This window comes from Gilliamella sp. wkB18 (genome assembly GCF_001690875.1).
GTDB classification, from domain to species: domain Bacteria; phylum Pseudomonadota; class Gammaproteobacteria; order Enterobacterales; family Orbaceae; genus Gilliamella; species Gilliamella apicola_A.
On record NZ_LZHM01000005.1, the window covers coordinates 16,973 to 38,192 of the forward strand.

General features: G+C 34.6%; 18 protein-coding genes, 1 tRNA gene and 1 pseudogene. 16 read left to right on the forward strand and 4 right to left on the reverse strand.

The genetic code is table 11. The annotated features are described in order from the left end of the window. The first annotated feature begins 8 nt into the window (after nucleotides 1–8). The 15 genes from A9G48_RS00130 (at nucleotide 9) to lysS (ending at nucleotide 17,357) form a co-directional block, all read left to right on the forward strand. Nucleotides 9–434, forward strand: a complete 426-nt coding sequence (locus tag A9G48_RS00130; RefSeq protein WP_034948095.1) for a F0F1 ATP synthase subunit epsilon — start codon at nucleotides 9–11, stop codon at nucleotides 432–434. Between the two features lie 252 nt (nucleotides 435–686). Then, nucleotides 687–3,896 carry an exodeoxyribonuclease V subunit gamma gene (recC, locus tag A9G48_RS00135; protein ID WP_065575621.1) on the forward strand — a complete coding sequence of 1,070 codons (3,210 nt, stop codon included), beginning with the start codon at nucleotides 687–689 and terminating at the stop codon, nucleotides 3,894–3,896. 8 nt (nucleotides 3,897–3,904) lie between these two features. After that, entirely contained in the window at nucleotides 3,905–4,693 is a 789-nt protein-coding gene (locus A9G48_RS00140) for a TatD family hydrolase (RefSeq protein ID WP_065574129.1), read from the forward strand. A gap of 290 nt (nucleotides 4,694–4,983) precedes the next feature. Beyond that, nucleotides 4,984–6,387: a DHA2 family efflux MFS transporter permease subunit gene (locus A9G48_RS00145; protein WP_051825422.1), complete on the forward strand. Its 1,404-nt coding sequence runs from the start codon at nucleotides 4,984–4,986 to the stop codon at nucleotides 6,385–6,387. A 4-nt stretch (nucleotides 6,388–6,391) separates the two neighbouring features. Then, a complete protein-coding gene (locus A9G48_RS00150) occupies nucleotides 6,392–7,024 on the forward strand; it encodes an MBL fold metallo-hydrolase (RefSeq protein ID WP_065575622.1) in 633 nt (210 codons plus the stop codon). Between the two features lie 162 nt (nucleotides 7,025–7,186). After that, nucleotides 7,187–7,774 (forward strand): biotin transporter BioY, encoded by a 588-nt coding sequence (locus A9G48_RS00155; RefSeq protein WP_051825423.1) that lies wholly within the window; start codon nucleotides 7,187–7,189, stop codon nucleotides 7,772–7,774. Further along, nucleotides 7,758–8,339 carry a YiiX/YebB-like N1pC/P60 family cysteine hydrolase gene (locus A9G48_RS00160; protein ID WP_034947809.1) on the forward strand — a complete coding sequence of 194 codons (582 nt, stop codon included), beginning with the start codon at nucleotides 7,758–7,760 and terminating at the stop codon, nucleotides 8,337–8,339. The genes A9G48_RS00155 and A9G48_RS00160 overlap by 17 nt, the downstream gene beginning before the upstream one ends. An 80-nt stretch (nucleotides 8,340–8,419) precedes the next feature. After that, nucleotides 8,420–8,495 (forward strand) — tRNA-Asn (locus tag A9G48_RS00165). Between the two features lie 323 nt (nucleotides 8,496–8,818). After that, nucleotides 8,819–10,855, forward strand: a complete 2,037-nt coding sequence (locus tag A9G48_RS00170) for an HsdM family class I SAM-dependent methyltransferase (RefSeq protein WP_034947812.1) — start codon at nucleotides 8,819–8,821, stop codon at nucleotides 10,853–10,855. Beyond that, entirely contained in the window at nucleotides 10,795–12,018 is a 1,224-nt protein-coding gene (locus A9G48_RS00175) for a restriction endonuclease subunit S (RefSeq protein ID WP_081299214.1), read from the forward strand. Before A9G48_RS00170 ends, A9G48_RS00175 begins: the two co-directional genes overlap by 61 nt. A gap of 172 nt (nucleotides 12,019–12,190) precedes the next feature. Next, entirely contained in the window at nucleotides 12,191–12,919 is a 729-nt protein-coding gene (locus A9G48_RS00180) for a type 1 glutamine amidotransferase (RefSeq protein WP_065575623.1), read from the forward strand. A 34-nt stretch (nucleotides 12,920–12,953) separates the two neighbouring features. Further along, on the forward strand, nucleotides 12,954–13,733 hold the full coding sequence (locus A9G48_RS00185) for a VanW family protein (RefSeq protein ID WP_218057750.1): 780 nt from the start codon (nucleotides 12,954–12,956) through the stop codon (nucleotides 13,731–13,733). Nucleotides 13,734–13,904: 171 nt separating this feature from the next. Beyond that, nucleotides 13,905–14,531 carry a Fe-Mn family superoxide dismutase gene (locus tag A9G48_RS00190; protein ID WP_065575624.1) on the forward strand — a complete coding sequence of 209 codons (627 nt, stop codon included), beginning with the start codon at nucleotides 13,905–13,907 and terminating at the stop codon, nucleotides 14,529–14,531. A gap of 178 nt (nucleotides 14,532–14,709) precedes the next feature. Next, a protein-coding gene (prfB, locus tag A9G48_RS00195; protein WP_141672922.1) for a peptide chain release factor 2 occupies nucleotides 14,710–15,808 on the forward strand; the annotation gives its coding sequence in 2 pieces (ribosomal slippage) (nucleotides 14,710–14,784 and nucleotides 14,786–15,808; 1,098 coding nt in all). A 31-nt stretch (nucleotides 15,809–15,839) separates the two neighbouring features. Then, nucleotides 15,840–17,357 carry a lysine--tRNA ligase gene (gene lysS, locus A9G48_RS00200; RefSeq protein WP_065575625.1) on the forward strand — a complete coding sequence of 506 codons (1,518 nt, stop codon included), beginning with the start codon at nucleotides 15,840–15,842 and terminating at the stop codon, nucleotides 17,355–17,357. Nucleotides 17,358–17,674: 317 nt separating this feature from the next. Here the strand turns inward: lysS and A9G48_RS00205 are convergent, their stop codons facing one another. Next, complete coding sequence (locus A9G48_RS00205; protein ID WP_065575632.1) at nucleotides 17,675–18,910, reverse strand: uracil-xanthine permease family protein; 1,236 nt, start codon at nucleotides 18,908–18,910, stop codon at nucleotides 17,675–17,677. A gap of 126 nt (nucleotides 18,911–19,036) precedes the next feature. Then, on the reverse strand, nucleotides 19,037–19,663 hold the full coding sequence (gene upp, locus A9G48_RS00210) for a uracil phosphoribosyltransferase (protein WP_034947829.1): 627 nt from the start codon (nucleotides 19,661–19,663) through the stop codon (nucleotides 19,037–19,039). Nucleotides 19,664–19,984: 321 nt separating this feature from the next. Here upp and A9G48_RS00215 point away from each other — a divergent pair, with 321 nt between their 5' ends. After that, on the forward strand, nucleotides 19,985–20,242 hold the full coding sequence (locus A9G48_RS00215; protein WP_051825424.1) for a DUF805 domain-containing protein: 258 nt from the start codon (nucleotides 19,985–19,987) through the stop codon (nucleotides 20,240–20,242). Here the strand turns inward: A9G48_RS00215 and A9G48_RS11030 are convergent. After that, nucleotides 20,210–20,467, reverse strand: a pseudogene (locus A9G48_RS11030) (LacI family DNA-binding transcriptional regulator); the annotation flags it as partial. The gene A9G48_RS00215 and the pseudogene A9G48_RS11030 sit on opposite strands and share 33 nt — an antisense overlap. Further along, complete coding sequence (gene ung / locus A9G48_RS00220; protein WP_065575627.1) at nucleotides 20,464–21,153, reverse strand: uracil-DNA glycosylase; 690 nt, start codon at nucleotides 21,151–21,153, stop codon at nucleotides 20,464–20,466. The gene ung and the pseudogene A9G48_RS11030, both read right to left, overlap by 4 nt. Between the last annotated feature and the right edge of the window lie 67 nt (nucleotides 21,154–21,220).

Genomic DNA, 21,220 nt, shown 5'->3' on the forward strand with positions numbered 1-21,220 from the left:
ATCGTATTATGGCACTAACTTCCTATCAATTAGAAGTTGTTAGTGCTGAATCTCACCTGTTTTCGGGTGATGTTCAGCGAATCAGAGTCACAGGTAAGGAAGGTGAACTTGGGATTTATCCTGGCCATACCCCTTTACTCACAACCATAAAACCAGGCATGGTCGGCATTGTGAAAGCGGATGGTGAAGAAGAGTTTATCTATCTATCTGGTGGCATCTTAGAAGTACAACCTAACATCGTAACTATCTTGGCAGATACTGCAATTCGTGGTGAAGATTTAGATGAAGCAAGAGCACAAGAAGCAGTAAGACAAGCACAAGAACATATTAATCACCCAAGCGATGATATGTCATTTGCACAAGCGTCTGCCGAATTATCTAAAGCCTTGGCAAAAATTCGCGTTATCGAATTAACACGCCGTATTGGTCAATAATCGACTGTTTTTCAAGAGCAGAAAAATTACCGGGCTACAAAGTTTGTTTTGTAGCCTTTTTTAATTCAAATGAACTATTATTAAAATTAATAAATAGTTGGTCTTGTTTGTTACTTAACTATTACAAATCAAACATAAATTCTTCGATACTATTAATATGAGCTATACTTTTTTATTTAAAATAAGAGTCACTAGATTTATTCATGAGTATTAGAGATAATTTTAGATAATTTTATCGTAATTAATGTTGCTATGTTTACTATTTATCATTCAAATCAAATCGAGCTTCTTAAATCATTAGTGAGTGAATTGATGCAAAGACAGCCATTAGAAGATGTATTTACATCGGATATGGTGATTGTACAAAGCCAAGGTATGGCACAATGGTTGCAAATTGCGTTGGCTGATGAAATAGGCATTTCTGCAAATATTAATTTCCCTTTTCCTACACAATTTATTTGGCAACTTTATCAAGTCTTGTTACCTAATGCACCAATTGAAAATAATTATAGTGTTGAAACAATGAGTTGGCGCTTGTATTATCTGCTTCCACAGCTTATTGAACAAAAAGAATTTAGTTCACTCAAGTTTTATTTGAATGTTGACAAAACAGATAGAAAACTATATCAACTGGCAACACGTATTGCCCGTTTATTTGACCAATATTTAGTTTATCGCTCCGATTGGTTAGTAAGATGGGAAGCTAATCAAACAGTAGCTGAGTTAAATCATCATTCTGATGAAACGTGGCAAGCGGAGTTGTGGCGTAAACTTATATCAATTAGCCAACCTTATCATCGAGCAAATATTTATCAACAAATGCTTAAAATTTTACAAGATGATAGATTGGATCGTACGCAATTAAAGCACTTACCAAAGCGTGTTTTTATTTTCGGTATATCTTCACTCCCTCCTATTTATTTATCATTGCTTGCGGCTCTTGGAAAACATATTGATGTTCATTTGATGTTTAATAACCCCTGTAAATGGTATTGGGGAGATATTATTGAAAAGCAATTATCAGATTTACAAAGTACGCCTGATAAAATTCCCAATCCGCTATTAACATCGTGGGGAAAATTAGGTCGAGATAATCTATTTTTACTACAAGACGTTAGCCATAAGCAAGATATTGAAGCCTTTGTTGATCAAGATCGCTTTTGCCTGTTACATGCAATTCAACAAGATATTTTGGAACTTTATCAAAGTGATTCTTGTAATAAACAAATTTTACCTGCGGATCAATCGATTTCATTTCATGCTTGCCATAGTGAACTACGTGAAGTTGAAGTATTATATGATTATCTGTTGTCCATTTTTGATGCCAACTCTGAGCTTGAATTACGTGATTGTATTGTAATGGTTTCAGATATAGACCGTTACGTACCTTATATTCGCGCTGTTTTTGGTAATGCAACTGGCCAACGTTATTTACCTTTTACCATTTCTGACCAAAAAGCACGGAATATTGATCCTATTGTGCAAGGATTCTTCGCTATTTTAAACTTTCCGTACAGTAGATTTACGTCAGAAGAGCTATTTAATTTGTTAGAAATTCCAGCTATTGCTGAAAAGTTTGCCATTAATGAATCACAGTTAACTCTTTTACGAACTTGGATTATTGAATCGGGTATTCGTTTTGGGCTTGAAAGTACGCATAGCTGGTTATTTGGCTTAGAGCGCTTATTGCTTGGTTATACGATGAGCAGTGAGCAAGGAGCTTGGCAACAAATATTACCATATGATGGTGCAACAGGTTTAGATGCCGAATTAATTGGTAAGTTAGCTGAGTTTGTTAGTGTTGTGAGCAAATGGTTAGCAATCTTAAGTGAAGAAAAACCATTAATTGAATGGCAAAGTTGTGTCTTTGAATTAATGAATGATTTTTTTGCGAGTAATCCACAGCGTGAATCTATTTTGTTAATGCTCGAAGAAGAGTGGCAAAAATTGATTAATAGTGGGATGGTGGCCAATTATACGGATAATATCTCTATCACTATTTTGCATGATGCTATGCAATCACGCTTAGAACAAAATCATTTAGTACACCGTTTTTTAATCGGTAAAATAAACTTTTGTACTATGATGCCAATGCGCTCTATTCCATTTAAAGTTGTTTGTTTATTAGGTATGAATGATGGCGATTATCCAAGAACATCACTACCACTTGATTTTGATCTTATTGCCCATCATCCAAGGCGAGGCGATCGTAGCCGTCGTAATGATGATCGCTACCTTTTTTTAGAAGCCATTTTATCGGCGCAAAACCTGCTTTATATTAGCTATATTGGTCGAGATATAAAAGATAATAGTGAACGTTATCCGTCAATACTCGTTGATGAACTTTGGGAATATATTGCTCAATATTATAACATTCCTGTAAACCAGGTTGATAACATTAATAACAACTTAGATTTTTTACGGATAAACCATACACGCACACCATTTAATCCCCTAAACTTTTTACAAAATCCAAAAAGTTATGCCGATGAATGGTTACCAGCTGCATTACAACAAGGAAAAGAGCAAGACTTTATTAGTAAAATACCCGCTATCAGTGTCGATAATATCAGTCTTGATGAATTAAAACGATTTTACCAACATCCAATTAGACTATTTTTACAAAAGCGTTTTAATTTTTATCTTAACTATCTTGACGATACGTTACCAGATGCGGAGAACTTTAATCTTGATAGTTTACAGCGTTACCAATTGAATTTGCAGATTTTAAATCAACTTATTGCCAAAGATCCTCAACAATCAGATGATTTATATCAACGCTTAGCACTAACTGGTGACTTACCTGACGGTGCATTTGGTCAGATTATTTACCATGAGCAAAATGAAACAATGCAATCATTAGCTAATAAAATCTGCCAAGAACGCTTGGATATGACAACACAAGAAGTTAATTTAACCATTTCATCCAATGATCAACATTACCAATTACAAGGTTGGTTAACTCACATTCAAGACGATGGTATATTGACATGGCGACCATCAAAGCTTTCGATTCGCAATGGTATTTCGTTGTGGATTGATCATTTGGTTTATTGCATTTTAAATCCTGATAAAATTGACAGTCAAAGTCGTATGTATGGTCGGGAAGATAATGAATGGCGATTTTCACATTTAAATGCAGATCTAGCCTTAACTATATTAACTAATTTAGTTGAAGGCTATTTGCAGGGTATCAATGAACCATTATTAATGCCATTAAAAAGTTCGTGGAGTTGGCTAATTGCAGCTTATGACAAGAAAACAGGTCAGATTATCGCTAGTGAAAGAGCTATCAATCGACTTTTAAATTCATGGCAAGGCGGATTTAACCAATCCGCCGAGTGTGACAGTTATTATACTCGTCTTTATCCTGAGTTAACCGATACACTGATTGAACAAATTATATTTACCGCTGAGCGATTTTTATTACCAATTTTATTACATCAAACAACAGTAGAATAAGAGGCATTATGTTTATTGATACACATTGTCATTTTGATTTTCCGCCTTTTACTGAATTTTTGGTTGATTCAATAAATAAGATTCGCCAAGCGGGTATTGTTGGGTTAATTATACCCACAGTTAGTGCTAACTATTTTGATACTGTTTTACAACTTACGAATAATTACCATGAACTTTATGCCGCTTTGGGATTACATCCTATCTACCAACATACTATGGCTGATTTAGAACTATTAACCAATAGTGTTAAAACAAAACCTAAAAAATTAGTTGCCATTGGAGAAATCGGGCTCGATCGCTACGGTTTAAGTATCGATTGGCAACAACAATTATTATTTTTTAGGTCGCAATTAACACTTGCCAAACAGTTTGATTTACCCGTTTTAATACATTCACGCAAAGCGCACGATATTATGTACCGCGAATTACACAAGGCCAACTTACCTTGTCGAGGTGTAATACATGGTTTTTCAGGTAGTTATCAACAAGCCATGCAATTTGTTAAGCTGGGTTATTATATTGGTGTAGGTGGCGTAATTAGTTATGAACGTGCGAATAAAACTCGCAATACAATTGCTCAATTACCGCTTGACAGTCTAGTGCTTGAAACAGATGCACCCGATATGCCACTAAGTGGGCGTCAAGGTCAACCAAACCGTCCTGAATACATTACTGAGGTTTTTAAGATCTTAACACAATTACGCAATGAGCCACCAGATTACATACTTAATACAATTTTAACAAACACCTTAATGCTATTTAGCAGAATTAATAATATAAAAAAAACAAAAAATTAATATAATTCTACAATCATTACAGAATTGTTTTATTAACCTCATAGAAAATTTATTATATCTGTTTTTATCGGATCTAACTGCTGACGTGTTTTCAGTTTGGCGCAGTGTTTGTGGCTTGCTCTATGCTAACTACTGGTAAGGTAACGCTGTAAAAATAAGAAAAAACCAATAATTGATAAATAATATTGTAAAATAGTATTTATTATAGCTTCTATCAAACACAACCTAAGTAGGATAGCTTAATTTTTAGTGCTTACCCTGCATTTAAATTAATTTCAGGCTAGATTAAAATGAATAGCGAATTACAGTTACCACCCTTTGTATATCGTATATTACCGTGGATTGCGGCATTTGCATTCTTTATGCAATCACTTGATACCTCGATATTAAACACAGCACTCCCCACTATGGCTAATGATCTTAATGAGTCCCCATTAAATATGCAATCAGCCGTGATAAGTTATGCTTTGACTCTTGCATTATTTATTCCTGTTAGTGGTTTTTTGTCAGATAAATTTGGCACAAGAAATATTTTTGTTATGGCCGTTTCACTATTTACACTAGGATCCTTACTTTGTGCTTTATCTAATTCATTGATTTTTTTAGATGTATCTCGAGTTATTCAAGGTGTTGGTGGCTCGATGATGGTACCTATATCACGTTTAGTATTAATAAAATCTTTTAAACGTAGTGATTTTTTATCTGCTTTAAATACGGCCACAATTCCAGGCTTAATTGGTCCTGTTTTAGGACCAGTATTGGGGGGATATTTGGTTGATATGGTCAGTTGGCATTGGGTATTTTTTATTAATTTACCTATTGGTATTTTAGGCGTGATAATCAGTTGGAAATATATGCCTAATTTAAAAGGTCAACGTATGCCTTTTGACCTATTCGGTTTTATTTTTATCGTTATTAGCTTTATAAGTGCCACATTAAGTGTTGAGATTTTAAGCCAAAATCAGACATATTTGCTTCCATTACTACTTGCAATAATCAGCCTACTTTTTTTATTGATTTATCGTGAGCATGCAAGAAAGAAACTCAACCCTTTATTCCCATTATCACTTTTTAAGATTCGAACGTTCAAAATCGGTATTATTGGCAATCTCGCTTGCCGATTAGGGATATCAGGAGTGCCTTTTCTAATTCCGTTATTATTACAAGTAGGATTTGGCTACTCAGCTATCTTTGCTGGTTTGATGCTAGTGCCAATGGCTATTGCTTCACTTTGTACCCGAATATTTATTCCACATATTTTAGCGCGTTTAGGTTATCGTTTCGTACTCGTTACTAATACAATTTTAGCGGGTGTAATGATTTTTTTAATGTCTCTGTTAAATTTATCAACGCCTCTCATCCTCATTAGCTTATTGCTATTTTGTATTGGTGGCATCAATTCTATGCAATATACTGCCATGAATAGCATAACCTTAGCTAACTTAGAAAATGATAATACAAGTAGTGGTAATAGTTTAATGGCAGTAAATCAGCAATTAGCAATCAGTTTTGGTACTGGTTTTGGAGCTGTTTTACTACGATTGATTAGTAACTCAGCTAGTACGCTTCACGCATTTCAATTAACATTTGTTATACTTGGCGTGGTTACGGTGCTATCCGGCTTCATTTTCGCACAACTAAAAAAACAAGATGGACAAAATCTAATTACTCATCACCAAAAAACAAGGAGATAAATCTATGTTCCAATACCAAATCATCCCAGTTACCACTTTTCAAGAAAATTGTAGCATTATTTGGTGTGATGAAACCATGGAAGGTGCATTTATTGATCCCGGAGGCGAACCCGAACTGCTTATAAAAGCAGTTGAAAAACTAGGCGTTAATATTAAGCAGATTTTATTAACCCATGGGCATTTGGATCATGTTGGTGCTGCAACTATGTTGGCTAAACATTATGATGTGAAGATTATTGGACCAAGCCAAGAAGACGAATTTTTATTAACAAGTTTGCCACAACAAAGTACACAATTCGGTTTTCCTTATACTGATAGCTTTTTGCCTGATCGTTGGTTAAAAGAAGGCGAGCAGATTCAAGTTGGTAATATTAGCCTTGATGTCCTTTTTTGCCCAGGTCACACGCCTGGACATATTGTTTTTATTAACCACTTGGATAAGCTGGCTTTTGTCGGCGATGTATTATTTAAAAGTAGCATAGGAAGAACTGATTTTCCACGAGGCAACCATGCCGATTTAATTTCATCAATCACGAATAAATTATTACCACTTGGAGATAACTTTATTTTTGTACCAGGTCACGGACCAATGTCAAGTTTTGGTCATGAACGAGTTAGTAATCCTTACTTAGTTTAAGTAACACATTGTCTTTAATTATCACACTCTTTATTTTAAAGCGTGATAATTAAAAAAGCCTATTTTTCACTTTCAGATGTAAACCATTTTTCAATAAAAATATTTACAACTGAAACAATTACGCTATTATAGTTCTACTATTTATATAAAAGGTAGAAAATAATGAAACAACAACTGACTTCGTATTATCCAACATTTATCACGACACTGGTAAATTTATCTTCTTGGCAACGTAAATTATTGGTCACTACCAGTGCAGCATTACTTTTAGGATTAGCCGCTAATATTAGCATTCCTACTTACCCTGTTCCATTTACATTACAATCATTGGCAGTATTGTTAATTGGTGCTTTTTTAGGTCGTAAACTAGGCGCATTAGCAATAATTCAATACCTTTTTTTAGGCGCCATGGGACTACCTCTATTCGCTAATGGTAGCGGAGGGATTATGGCACTAGCATCGCCTTCTTCGGGTTACTTGTATGGTTATGTATTTAGCGCCTATTTAGCAGGTTTTGCAGCAGAAAAAGGGTATGATCGTCACTTTATTTTAGGCTTAATTGCATTCGCTTGTGCACACCAATTGTTATTTGTATTTGGTGTCGTCTATTTAATGGGCTATTTAAACATTACACTTATTGATGCTTTAAAAGTGGGTTATTTCCCATTTGTTGGTGTTGATGCGCTTAAATTTATTATTGCAACTTGTGTAATGTTTTCGCTATGGCGCTATCGTGCAAAAAAACAATAATCTCCAATGTGGAGATATTATCTTCCAAAGCCTTAAAAAAAATAATGCTTTTAATGGCGCTGTAAGCCTTTCAGGTGCAGTGCCAAATATAGATGAAATAACCAAAAGCATTAATCATGTTGGTTTATATATTGGAAATAATACTGTTATTGAAGCAACGCAAAGCTATGGCGTGATTGAACAGTCATTGACTAATTTTATTTGTACAGCTAAGCATAACATCATTGGTAGAATCCATGATTTAGTTATTATTCAAAATGCATTAAGGCGGGTAAAGAAATGTTTAGGCTCACCTTACAATCACAGCTTTCATCCCAATGCAGATGGGTTTTATTGCAGCGAGCTAATTACTTATGCCTTTAAAACTGAGCAAGGTAATGATTATTTTGCATTATATCCAATGAATTTTAAAGATTTAACGACAAATGAAATTTTATCTTATTGGGTCGATTATTATCGCGATCTAAATCAGATTATTCCACAACAAGAATTAGGATCTCACCCACAACAGTTACTTAGACAAAACCACTTATTCAAGACCATCCTAACACTTGAATTATTCTAAAAGGAGGTAATTAACACAAAAAAGCATTTTACTATTGACATAGCGTCATTAAATCTATAATATGCGCGCTACATTTCGGTTCCTCCATAGTTCAGTCGGTAGAACGGCGGACTGTTAATCCGTATGTCACAGGTTCAAGTCCTGTTGGAGGAGCCAATATCTATATAATATTAGCAAAAGATTTTCTAAATTCTGATTTTTTTGAAAAATTGATCAGCTGCACAAATTAGTCGAGCTTCTTTCTTTGAGCCATTTCCACATTTAGTCTTATTCACTCCATAATTAGTTAGCTAGCATATCAATTACGTTAAAAAATAATAATTCTAATTTTTTCTTTTAACGGCATATTATATTAAATAATATTTCATCAAAAATGTTAAGATAACCAACTTCTTTAGAAGTTTATATTTACAATATATCTTCATTTCCAAATTTTACTTTGGAATTTGTAAAATTTAAGAACAAAGAGATTAAGAATAATGGTGCAATCAATCGAACCCAATATTGCAGATTTAGCTAACGGTTGGCTTAAATCACATCAATTAGACTATAAATTAGAACAAGAATCATTAAATACTGAAATAGATAAAGCACTTTCCGATTACTTTACTAAAAACGGCGGAAATGGTGCAAATCGCCCCGATGTGAAGTTGTTGCTACAACATGAAAATATGAATTTTTACCCTGTCCTTATTGAATATAAAGGATATAAAAATAAACTCGTAAAACTGGACAATCAAGGACAAGTTGAGAATAGAACAGCAAAAAATGAGCCCCATTTTAAAAATATCAATTCATATGCAGTAAACGGAGCTGTCCATTATGCTAATGCTATACTGCACCATACCAGTTACACCGATATTATCGCTATCGGAATGACCGGTTATAAAGACGAAAATGAAAAAATACAATATCAAATAGGGGTTTATTATGTTTCAAAAAGTAATTTTGGGATAGGTCAAAAAGTTGGCGAATTTTCAGATTTATCTTTTTTAAAAAGAGAAAACTTTTATGCTTTTATCGAGCAAGTAAAATCGTTAAGCCTAACACAAGAAGAGATTGAGAAGCTCAAAGAACAACGTGAAAGAGAAATTAATGCGAGTCTGGTAAAGCTTAATAATGATATATACCAAAATGAAAAAGGATTAGGAGAAAACGATCGAGTTTATCTGGTTGCTGCCTCTATTATTGCAACATTGGGGATACCCGGTAAAGTGGCGCCTCTTGAAAAAGAAGATTTAAAATCGTCTATCGAAAAAGGCAATACAGATGGAGATATAATTGTTCGAAAAATCAAAGCATTTTTAGAGGAAAAGAAATTACCTAATGAGAAAAAAGACCTTATTCTAAGAACTTTGCAAAATACTCTTACCACCGAAAACATCAATAAAGTCAATAATGGGGAATCTCAGTTAAAAAGAGTGTTTACTAAAATTATTGATGATTTAGGTATCTATTACAAAATCGGATTAACGACTGATTTTACGGGAAAACTCTTTAATGAAATGTATTCTTGGTTAGGCTTTACTCAAGATAAACTTAACGACGTAGTACTCACACCTTCGTATGTTGCTACCCTTTTAGTAAAATTGGCACGAATAAATAAAGACTCCTACGTTTGGGATTTTGCAACAGGATCTGCCGGCTTACTTGTTGCCGCAATGAACGAAATGCTGAATGATGCTAAAAACAGCATTACATCGCCGGATGAACTCAAGCAAAAAGAGATTCAAATAAAAGCCGAACAATTGCTGGGTTTAGAAGTCCTTTCCAATGTATATATGTTGGCAATTTTAAATATGATCTTAATGGGAGACGGAAGCTCAAACATTTTAAATAAAGATTCCTTAATCGACTTTGATGGTAATTACGGCTTTGGAAAACCGAACGAAAAATTCCCGGCAGATGCTTTTATACTCAACCCGCCTTATTCTGCAAAAGGTAATGGGATGATTTTTGTAGAAAAAGCGCTTAATATGATGAATAAAGGGTATGCAGCCATCATTATACAAAATTCTGCCGGTTCCGGTAAAGCAAAAGAATACAATCAAAGAATTTTAAAAAAACATACCCTTCTAGCCAGTATAAAAATGCCTATTGATTTATTTATCGGCAAATCAAGCGTGCAAACGAATATCTATGTGTTTAAAATAAATGAAAAGCATGAAAAAGATGAAATGGTGAAGTTTATTGACTTCTCAAACGACGGATACACACGAACTAACCGCAAAAAAGCAAGTAACAATTTAAAAGATACAGGCAGAGCGATAGAACGATATCAAGAATTAGTTAACTTGGTACGTTTTGGTCGAAGTAAACTTAATATTTTTACCGATAAAGAGTATTACGAAAATACCATAGACCCTGAAAATGGCGCTGATTGGAACCAAAGCGCACCAATTGATACCAAACCGACATTACAAGACTTTAAGAAAACAGTCAGCGACTATTTGGCTTGGGAAGTCTCCAATTTACTAAAGCAACAAAACAAAGAAGAGGAAAGCCCGGGAAAGTAGATGCCTCACTTAGCAAAAAGCTGCAAGAAGTTAAGTGGGGTGAATTTAAAATTGGGGATCTATTTGATAAAATCAGAACAAAATCTTTAAGATACAAAACATCTGAGTTACCAAGTAAAGCAACAAAAGAGTTTATTCTACCAGCTTTGACTGCTGGCATACAAAATCAAGGATTAAACAATTTTGTACCAAAGGATAATGCAACTATTTTAAAAAATGTTATTTCAATATCAGCGAATGGAGCAAATACTGGAGCTACTTTTTATCAAAATAAGGAATTTACAATTTTACAAGATGCGTATGCTATCAGGTGGAAATTTACAGATAATTTATTGACTGATAATCATTATCTTTATTTAACTGCTTCTATTTCAAAGGTTATTTTCGGTAACTATGAATGGACAAACAAGGCTGGTTGGGAAAGGATTAAAACTGAAAAAATTCAACTCCCAATAAAAAATGATAAGATTGATTTTGATTTTATGGAAAATTTTATAGCGGAACTGGAAGCAGAGCGTATAGCGGAACTGGAAGCCTATTTATCTGTTACAGGCTTAAAAGATTACACTTTAACAAAAGAAGAGCAACAAGCTTTAGATGATTTTGAAAGTGATCAATTTAGTTTTAGTCAGTTTAGAACTGGATATTTGTTTTATATAAATTCATATAAAAAACGATTTGATGCAAATAAAGTTTATATTTCTGATTTTGGAAAACCTTATGTGGTTAGAACGAATTTATGTAATGGGATACGTGGTTATATAAATGAGGATGAACAATTTTTAAATGAAGCGAACACTTTGTCTTTTGGTCAAGATACGGCAACAATCTTTTATCAGAAAGAACCTTATTTTACTGGTGATAAAATAAAAATTTTGAAATCAAAAGATGATCGTTTTAATAAGTTAAACGGATTATTTTTTGTTTCAACGATGCAAAAATCTTTTAGTTGCTTTAGTTGGGGAAGATCAAGCTTTAATACAAATATTATAGAAAAACAATTCATAAATCTTCCTATAAAAAATGGTCAGCCTAATTATTCAATAATGGAAACATTTATCTCTGCCATTCAAAAATTAGTAATTAAAGATGTTGTTTTATATACTAATAAAAAAATTGCAGCAACAAAAATGGTGGTACAATCAGAAAATAATAAGAATTAAGACTCTCAAATATATAAAAAACATTTTATAGGCGTTTAGTCGTATAGTTTTAAGCTGTGCTTAAATACGTGCTAACCACCTATAATTTTAATGAGTATAATTATCTCCACGAAAATAGTACAACCCCAAAAGTAAAAAATCTGTATTGTAAAAATTAAAGGAACCGTTATTAATGCATATACATTTTATTATTCATGAAGCTTTTGAAGCACCTGGTGCCTATGAGCAATGGGCTATGATGCATCATCACACTATAACTTATTCTCGCGTTTACCTTAATGAACCACTTCCTAATAGCATTGATGATATCGACTTTCTTATTGTTATGGGCGGTCCACAGTCACCATCAACGACCAAACAAGAATGTGCTTATTTTGATTCACAGGCCGAACAAGCTGTTATTTTATCGGCAATAAATGCTGGTAAAATGGTTATTGGTGTGTGTTTAGGAGCACAATTAATTGGTGAGGCATTAGGCGCAAGTCATACTCAAAGTCCCGAAAAAGAAATTGGTAAATTCCCGATTACATTAACGCAAATCGGCAAAGATAATCTTTTATTTACCGATTTTGGACATACTTTAGACGTTGGTCATTGGCACAATGATATGCCAGGTTTAACCAAAGATGCTCAAATTATTGCGTATAGTGAAGGGTGTCCTCGTCAAATCATTGCATACAGTAAATTTGTTTATGGTTTCCAATGCCATATGGAGTTAACACCTGAAGTAGTCGAATTATTAATTACCCATTCACAAAAGGAACTTAGCCAAGCAGAAAAATACCGCTTTGTCGATACACCTGATAAGCTTCGCTCTCATGATTACACTGAAATGAATCAAAAACTTTTCACTTTTCTCGACAAGTTAAGCCAACGCTATCTGTCACCTTTAGAAAAATAACTGATTATATCTTGTCGATAAGGGAATGGAAAATATGCAGGATATTATTATCGATAAACCGATAAAACGCAGTAAATTAAGGCTAAAATTAGGCAAAGAATATTTTATCTTAAAACGAAAATTTGATTGGTGGCGATATCGTAACGCATATTGCACTGTCGACATAAATAATAATACATGTTGTTATTCACACAAAAAACATCAGTCTGTTTTATTAAGACAACTAAAAGATGTTGATATGTATTTACAATATAACAAAATCACTAATCTTAGATTAGCCATTGAAAAACTTGATGGTTCAATCATTAAGCCTAATCAACGTTTTTCGATCTGGCAAAAAGTAGGACGCCCATCCAAAAAACGGGGATTTTTAGAAGGACTATCATTACATAATGGACAGATAGGCAAAGATATTGGTGGAGGATTATGCCAATTAGGTAATTTGATTTATTGGATTGTGTTACATTCTGATCTCACTATTATTGAGCGTTGGCGTCATAGTTTTGATGTTTTTCCCGATATCAATCGTACGATTCCTTTTGCTTGTGGCGCAACCTTGTCCTATAACTATGTTGATTTACAATTAATCAATAAAACCAATAGCACTTACCGGCTTAATCTTTGGCTTGATGATCAATATTTACATGGTGAATTACTTGCTAATATCCTCTTAACTCATCATTATGAAATTCTAGAAACCGATCACCGCATTGAACAAGGCTACACCAGACATAATAAAATATGGCAACGTAAAACACATTTAATTGATAATCATGTCGAAGAAAAGCTCATCAGCGAAAACCAGCAATTATGATGTATACTCCATTTATAGCAAATAATGAAGACGAATTGAAAAAGCAATAGTCATTCTGATAACAGATAGTCACTAACTATCTAAGTGATAGTTTGAGAGCTATACTAATAGCCCGTATACTCAACAACTAAAGTAGTTAATAATACCTAATATATGAAAGGAGCAAATTTCATGGCTTATACTTTACCTCCATTACCTTATGCTTATGATGCATTAGAACCTTATATTGATTCTGAAACTATGCATCTTCATCACGATAAACATCATCAAACCTATGTGAACAATGCAAATGCCATTCTTGAAACTTTGCCAGCTGAATTAAAAGAATTTTGCCCCAGCACTTTGTTAAAAAATTTAGATAAAGTACCTGCTGACAAAATCACGGGTATTAAAAATAACGTAGGTGGTCATGTTAATCACACTCTTTTCTGGGAACTATTAAAAGTCGGCACTGAACTAAAAGGCGACCTAAAAGCGGCTATCGAAAAAGATTTTGGTTCAGTTGATGCATTTAAAGAAAAATTTGCAGCAGCGGCAGCAACTCGATTTGGTTCAGGTTGGGCTTGGTTAGTATTACAAAATGGTAAACTTGAAGTTGTTTCTACAGCCAATCAAGATTCACCTATAATGGGCCAAAAATTTTCTGGTGTTTCTGGTACGCCGATTTTAACACTAGATGTTTGGGAACATGCTTATTATTTGAAATATCAAAATCGACGTGTTGATTACATTGGTGCATTTTGGAATGTAGTTAACTGGGATAAAGTTGCTGAGCTATACGCTGAAGCCAAAAAATAACTTGATTGTATTCATATTCTTTTCACCTTAAAAAGTGGCGCCTTGTGCGCCATCTTTTCTTTTCGATTTACTGAGTCAAAGTCAAAAATAGTAATTGGCAATTGCTAAATTATGCCCAAATCCGCTACAATGGGCGCTTGTTTAATAAATCATAAAACTGAGCAACTCTATTTAAATCATGTTTGAAATTAATCCAGTTAAATCAAAGATAGCAGAACTTACCGAACGCACAGCCGTGATTCGGGGGTATCTTTGACTATGATCTAAAAAAAGAACGGCTCGAAGAAGTCAATGCCGAACTAGAGCAGTCCGAAGTATGGGCCGATCCAGAAAAAGCACAAGCGTTAGGTAAAGAACGCGTTGCACTTGATGAAATAATCAATACCATTCATTCATTAACTCAAGGTCTTGACGATGTTGAAGGCTTGCTTGAACTTGCTATTGAAGCTGAAGATCAAGATACTTTCGATGAAGCTAATTTTGAACTTGAACAGTTAGAGAAAAAACTGGCTGGACTTGAATTCCGACGAATGTTTTCTGGTAAATATGATAGTGCAGATTGTTATTTAGATATCCAATCAGGCTCAGGGGGAACTGAAGCACAAGATTGGGCAGAAATGTTACTTAGGATGTATTTACGCTGGGCTGAATCAAAAGGTTTTGCAACTGAAGTGATGGAAGTATCGGATGGTGATGTTGCTGGTATCAAATCGGCAACGATTAAAGTATCGGGTGATTATGCTTACGGTTGGTTACGCACAGAAACTGGAGTACACCGCCTAGTTCGCAAAAGTCCATTTGACTCAGGCAATCGACGTCATACCTCGTTTGCTTCTGTATTTGTTTATCCTGAAATTGATGATGATATTGATATCGACATTAACCCTGCCGATCTCCGTATCGATGTATACCGTGCGTCAGGTGCTGGTGGTCAACATGTAAATAAAACTGAGTCTGCTGTACGAATCACTCATATTCCTACGGGTATTGTTACTCAATGTCAAAATAACCGTTCACAACATAGCAATAAAGATCAAGCAATGAAACAGTTAAAAGCGAAACTGTATGAGCTTGAAATGCAAAAAAAGAATGCCGAAAAACAACAAATGGAAGAAAACAAATCTGACATTGGTTGGGGAAGCCAAATTCGCTCTTACGTACTTGATGATTCGCGTATCAAAGATTTGCGTACTGGCGTTGAAACTCGTAATACACAGGCAGTATTAGATGGCGATTTAGATCAATTTATTGAAGAAAGCTTAAAAGCAGGTTTATAAACCCGCTTGGTTATAAATAAAAGGTAAAACTATGTCAACAGAGCAGCAAGATCAACAAAACCAAATTGAAGAGTTAAATAATGAACTAAAAGTACGTCGCGAAAAGCTCGCTCACATTCGCGAACAAGGTATTGCTTTCCCTAATGATTTTCGCCGTGATGCGATTTCTAGTGATCTTCATAAACAATATGGCGATAAAACTAACGAAGAACTGATTGCAAAGAAAATTATTGTAACTGTGGCTGGCCGTATGATGATGCGTCGTATTATGGGGAAAGCCTCGTTTGTTTCTCTACAAGATGTTGCTGGACAAATCCAACTTTATGTTACTCGTGATGATCTCCCTGAAGGTTTTTATAACGAGCAATTTAAAAAATGGGATTTGGGAGATATTGTCGGCGCTAAAGGTTATCTATTTAAGACTAAAACTGGTGAGCTTTCAATTCACTGTGAAGAAATTTGTTTATTAACCAAAGCTCTTCGCCCATTACCTGATAAGTTTCATGGACTTGCCGATCAAGAAATGCGTTACCGTCAACGTTACTTGGATCTTATCACAAATCAAGAATCAAGAGAGACTTTTAAAGCGCGTTCCAAAGTTGTCAGTGAAATCCGCAACTTTATGATTGAAAACCACTTTATGGAAGTCGAAACGCCAATGATGCAGGTTATTCCGGGTGGTGCATCAGCTAAACCATTTATTACGCATCACAATGCGCTTGATTTAGATATGTATATGCGTATTGCGCCAGAACTTTATCTAAAAAGATTGGTTGTTGGTGGCTTTGAGCGTGTATTTGAAATTAATCGTAACTTCCGAAATGAAGGCGTATCGCCAAGACATAATCCAGAATTTACCATGATGGAAATGTACATGGCTTATGCAGATTACAAAGATCTTATCGTATTAACAGAAACATTATTCCGCCGTTTAGCGATTGCGGTAACGGGTGATGCGGTTGTGCAATATGGCGATCATACTTTTGATTTTGGTAAACCATTTATCAAAATGACCATGCGTGAAGCCATTTGTCATTACCGCCCTGAAACCAATAATGCTGATTTGGATGATTTTGATAAAGCTTGTGCCATAGCACAATCAGTTGGTATAAAAATTGAAAAAAATTGGGGACTTGGTCGTGTTGTGACGGAAATTTTTGAAGAAGTGGCTGAATCAAACTTAATTCAACCAACCTTTATTACTGAATATCCAGCTGAAGTATCCCCGCTTGCTCGCCGTAATGATGAAAACCCATTTGTGACTGATCGATTTGAATTTTTTATTGGTGGTCGTGAAATTGGTAATGGATTCTCAGAGCTTAATGATGCTGAAGATCAAGCTCAACGCTTTGCTGATCAAGTATCGCAAAAAGATGCGGGTGATGATGAAGCGATGTTTTATGATGAAGATTATATTACAGCGCTGGAGCACGGTTTACCGCCTACAGCAGGACTTGGAATCGGTATTGATCGTACTGTGATGCTATTTACCAACAGCCATACGATTCGTGACGTAATTTTATTCCCAACCATGCGTCCAATCAAATAAAACGGTTTATCATTAAAAACACACTTATTTTTTGATAAGTGTGTTTTTATACTGAAATACATACTTACCTGAAACTTTTTGACAAAAAACAGCGATAAGCATATAAAAAGAAACAATCCATCCATTGATTATAAAACTGCATAATTCTATACATAGATTTTGTGCTAGCTATGAAGTGTGATAACCACCATATTGATTAAAAATGCAAAAATAGGTTTGCCACAAAAAAATAGAAAGGCTAAAAAGAGTGATAGGTTAATACAGTTATATTATAAATATCGTTGGCTATAAAAATAACCAACGATATAACAGTTAATTTAGTGGCTATCAATCGATTTGACTTGATGTGGCAAGATAAGATTTAACACAATAGCTAAAATACCGCATAAACTAATACCTTGCAGTGTATAAGAGCCAAAATCAAAGATCATCCCTCCAATACCAAAAACTAAAACTAATGAAACAATACACATATTACGCGGTACAGATAGATCGACTTTATGTTTCACTAAGATATTAATGCCCACTGATGCAATAGAACCAAACAGTAACACCATAATCCCACCCATTACTACAGTTGGAATTGAACTTAAAAATGCACCAATTTTTCCGATAAAAGACATTAAAATTGCCCAAACAGCAGCCCATATCATTACTCGAGTTTTGAAATTGCGAGTTAGCGTCACTGCACCAATCACTTCTGCATAAGTAATACACGGTGGTCCACCAAAAAATCCTGCCATCGAAGTTGCTAGCCCATCACCAAGTAATGTACGCTGTAAACCGGGATCGCGTGTATAGTCTTTACCTGTTACCGAACCAATCGCCATAATATCACCAACATGTTCAATGGTTGGCGCAATGACAATTGGGATCATATACAAAATGGCTTGCCAGTGAAATTCAGGAAAAGTGAAATCGGGAACTTTAAACCATGGTGCGTCAATAATTGGCTGGAAATTGACAATACCAAACACGCAAGATAGCGTATAACCAACTACAATACCCGAAATAATAGGTAATAATTTTAAAAAACCTTTTGCCCAAATAGCAACCACTAAAGTTGTTAATAATGATGCCATTGAAATAATAATTAATTGATAATTTTCAGCTTGCAGTCCACTATCTTTACCCGTTGCCATGCCTATAGTAACAGGTGCCAATGATAAACCAATAACCATAATAATTGGTCCAGTTACAACTGGCGGTAAAATACGATCAATAACATGTTTACCATTTATTTTTACTAAAAAAGCAAAAAACATAAATACAAATCCCGCAGCTATTAAACCGCCTAAAGTAGCAGGAATCCCCCAATGAGCAACACCAAATGAGATAGGAGCAATAAAAGCAAATGATGACGCTAAAAATACAGGAACTTTACCTTTAGTTGTCAATTGAAATAATAAAGTACCTACTCCAGCAGTAAAAAGCGCTACATTGGGATTTAACCCCGTTAACAACGGTACTAATACCAATGCACCAAATGCGACAAATAACATTTGCGCTCCAGTAAAAATATCTTGCCATGAATGCTTATGCTGTGATGTTATATTTTTTGTTTTATCTGTTGTGATATTGCTCACATCTCGCCTCTCTTACTTAACGAAGTTTATTGTATAACTTGCCTGATTAACAGGCATAAAAAAACCGGATTAACCGGTCTAAATTTTGAGATTTTATTTTGTGCCGAAGATTTTGTCTCCAGCATCACCCAGTCCAGGTAATATGTAGCCTTTTTCGTTCAACCTCTCATCAATCGATGCCGTATAAAGTTCAACATCAGGGTGAGCTTGTTCAAGCACTTTAATACCTTCTGGTGCAGCAACTAAAACTAATACTTTAATATTTTTACAACCTGCTTTTTTAAGTAAATCGATTGTCGCCACCATTGACCCACCTGTTGCTAACATTGGATCAACAACTAAAGCCATTCGCTCTTCAATATCCGAGGTTAATTTTTGGAAATAAGGAACAGGTTCTAACGTTTCTTCGTTACGGTAAAAACCCACAACACTAATACGGGCACTTGGCACATGCTCAAGCACACCATCCATCATACCTAAGCCTGCACGCAAAATAGGTACAACCGTAATTTTTTTACCCTTAATACGTTCTACTTGAACAGGTCCACACCAACCGTCTATTGTTACTGTTTCGGTAGGTAGATCAGCCGTTGCTTCATAAGTTAATAAACTGCCAACTTCGCTGGCAAGATTACGAAAGTCTTTGGTACTAATATCGTGTTCACGCATTAATCCAATTTTATGACGTACAAGAGGGTGTTTTACTTCAACTATTTTCATGGAGGGCCTCAGTGTTATTTTCTATAATCTGTTAGCTGGTATAAATAACCACTGAGCGGTAATTCTAACATAGTTATCACTTTATGAAAACCTGAAATCAACAGCCTTATAGGCAATGTAAATATTGATAAAAAATAAAAATAAAAAAATTTAACGATAAAAATCAGTTTTATTTTCGTTTTTTTCATTAAAATAGCCGTCCCAAATAATTTATTTCAGTAATTAATTTAAAAAAGGAATATAGGAAAGAATTGGTTTATTGATTGTATTACAATAAATTATGCAAATTTTAATGGACGAGCTTGCCGTGAAGAATATTGGATGTTCTCTTCGATCTATATTGTTCTAATTATTTTGATGATAATTATTGATAATATGATGAAAAATAACCTCGTTTTAACTTTGAGCTTGACATTGACTTTATTTGTTCCTAATTGCGCAGTTACAGTACGCCGTTTGCATGATGTTGATAAACCGGGTTGGTACTTTTTGACTGCAATACCTTATACGCTATTAAAGCTTATGTGTACCGATTCAACTCCTGGTCCTAACCAATATGGCGAAAACCTGATTGGTTAAAGAAGGGAACACAATGCCAATGGCATTACTTTTAGCGTTAGGCAGCATATCGGGAGCTTTATTGGGAATATATCCTAGCTTATCTATTGCGGCTGAAATTTGTAATTGAAGTGGTTTTGATACAAGATTGGGATCACGTAAGAAACGACTCACAGTCATTTTACTAATCCCGATTAGATTTGCAATTTCCTGCAAACTTGTTCGACGTCTTTTATTATTACTCATGTTTGTTTTTCCGCTAGTCTTGGTTGCCAATCTATTGCTTTTTTACCTTGTTGCATAATAAGATCATTCGCTTTGGAAAAGTGCTTACAGCCAAAAAATCCACGATGAGCTGATAACGGTGATGGATGCACCGATGTTAATACATGATGTTTTTGGCGATTAATAAACTGCCCTTTTTTTTGTGCAGGAGATCCCCACAATAAAAAAACCACACCTTCAAGATACTCATCGATTGTCGCTATCACATTATCAGTAAAAGTTTCCCAACCTATTTTTGCATGAGAATGCGCTTGCCCCGCTTCAACAGTCAACACATTATTTAATAGTAATACACCTTGAGCAGCCCAAGAAGCTAAATAGCCATGAGAAGGAATTGTAAAACCATCAATATCGGTTGCCAGTTCTTTATAAATATTAACTAACGATGGTGGTGTCTTAACTCCGGGTAAAACAGAAAAAGAAAGACCGTGAGCTTGATTGGGACCATGATAAGGATCTTGCCCTAAAATCACCACTTTGATTTGATCAAACGGTGTAAAACGAAATGCATTAAACACATCATGCTGTGGTGGGTACACAATCTTACCATTAGTACGTTCAGATGCTACAAATTGCATTATATTCTGAAAATAGGGCTTTTCTTTTTCATTGCCTATAACATCATGCCATGTTAATTGATTACTCATACAATACCTATATTATTATTTCATATGACTCAACAACATTATTTGCTGATTAAATAATTATACCTAA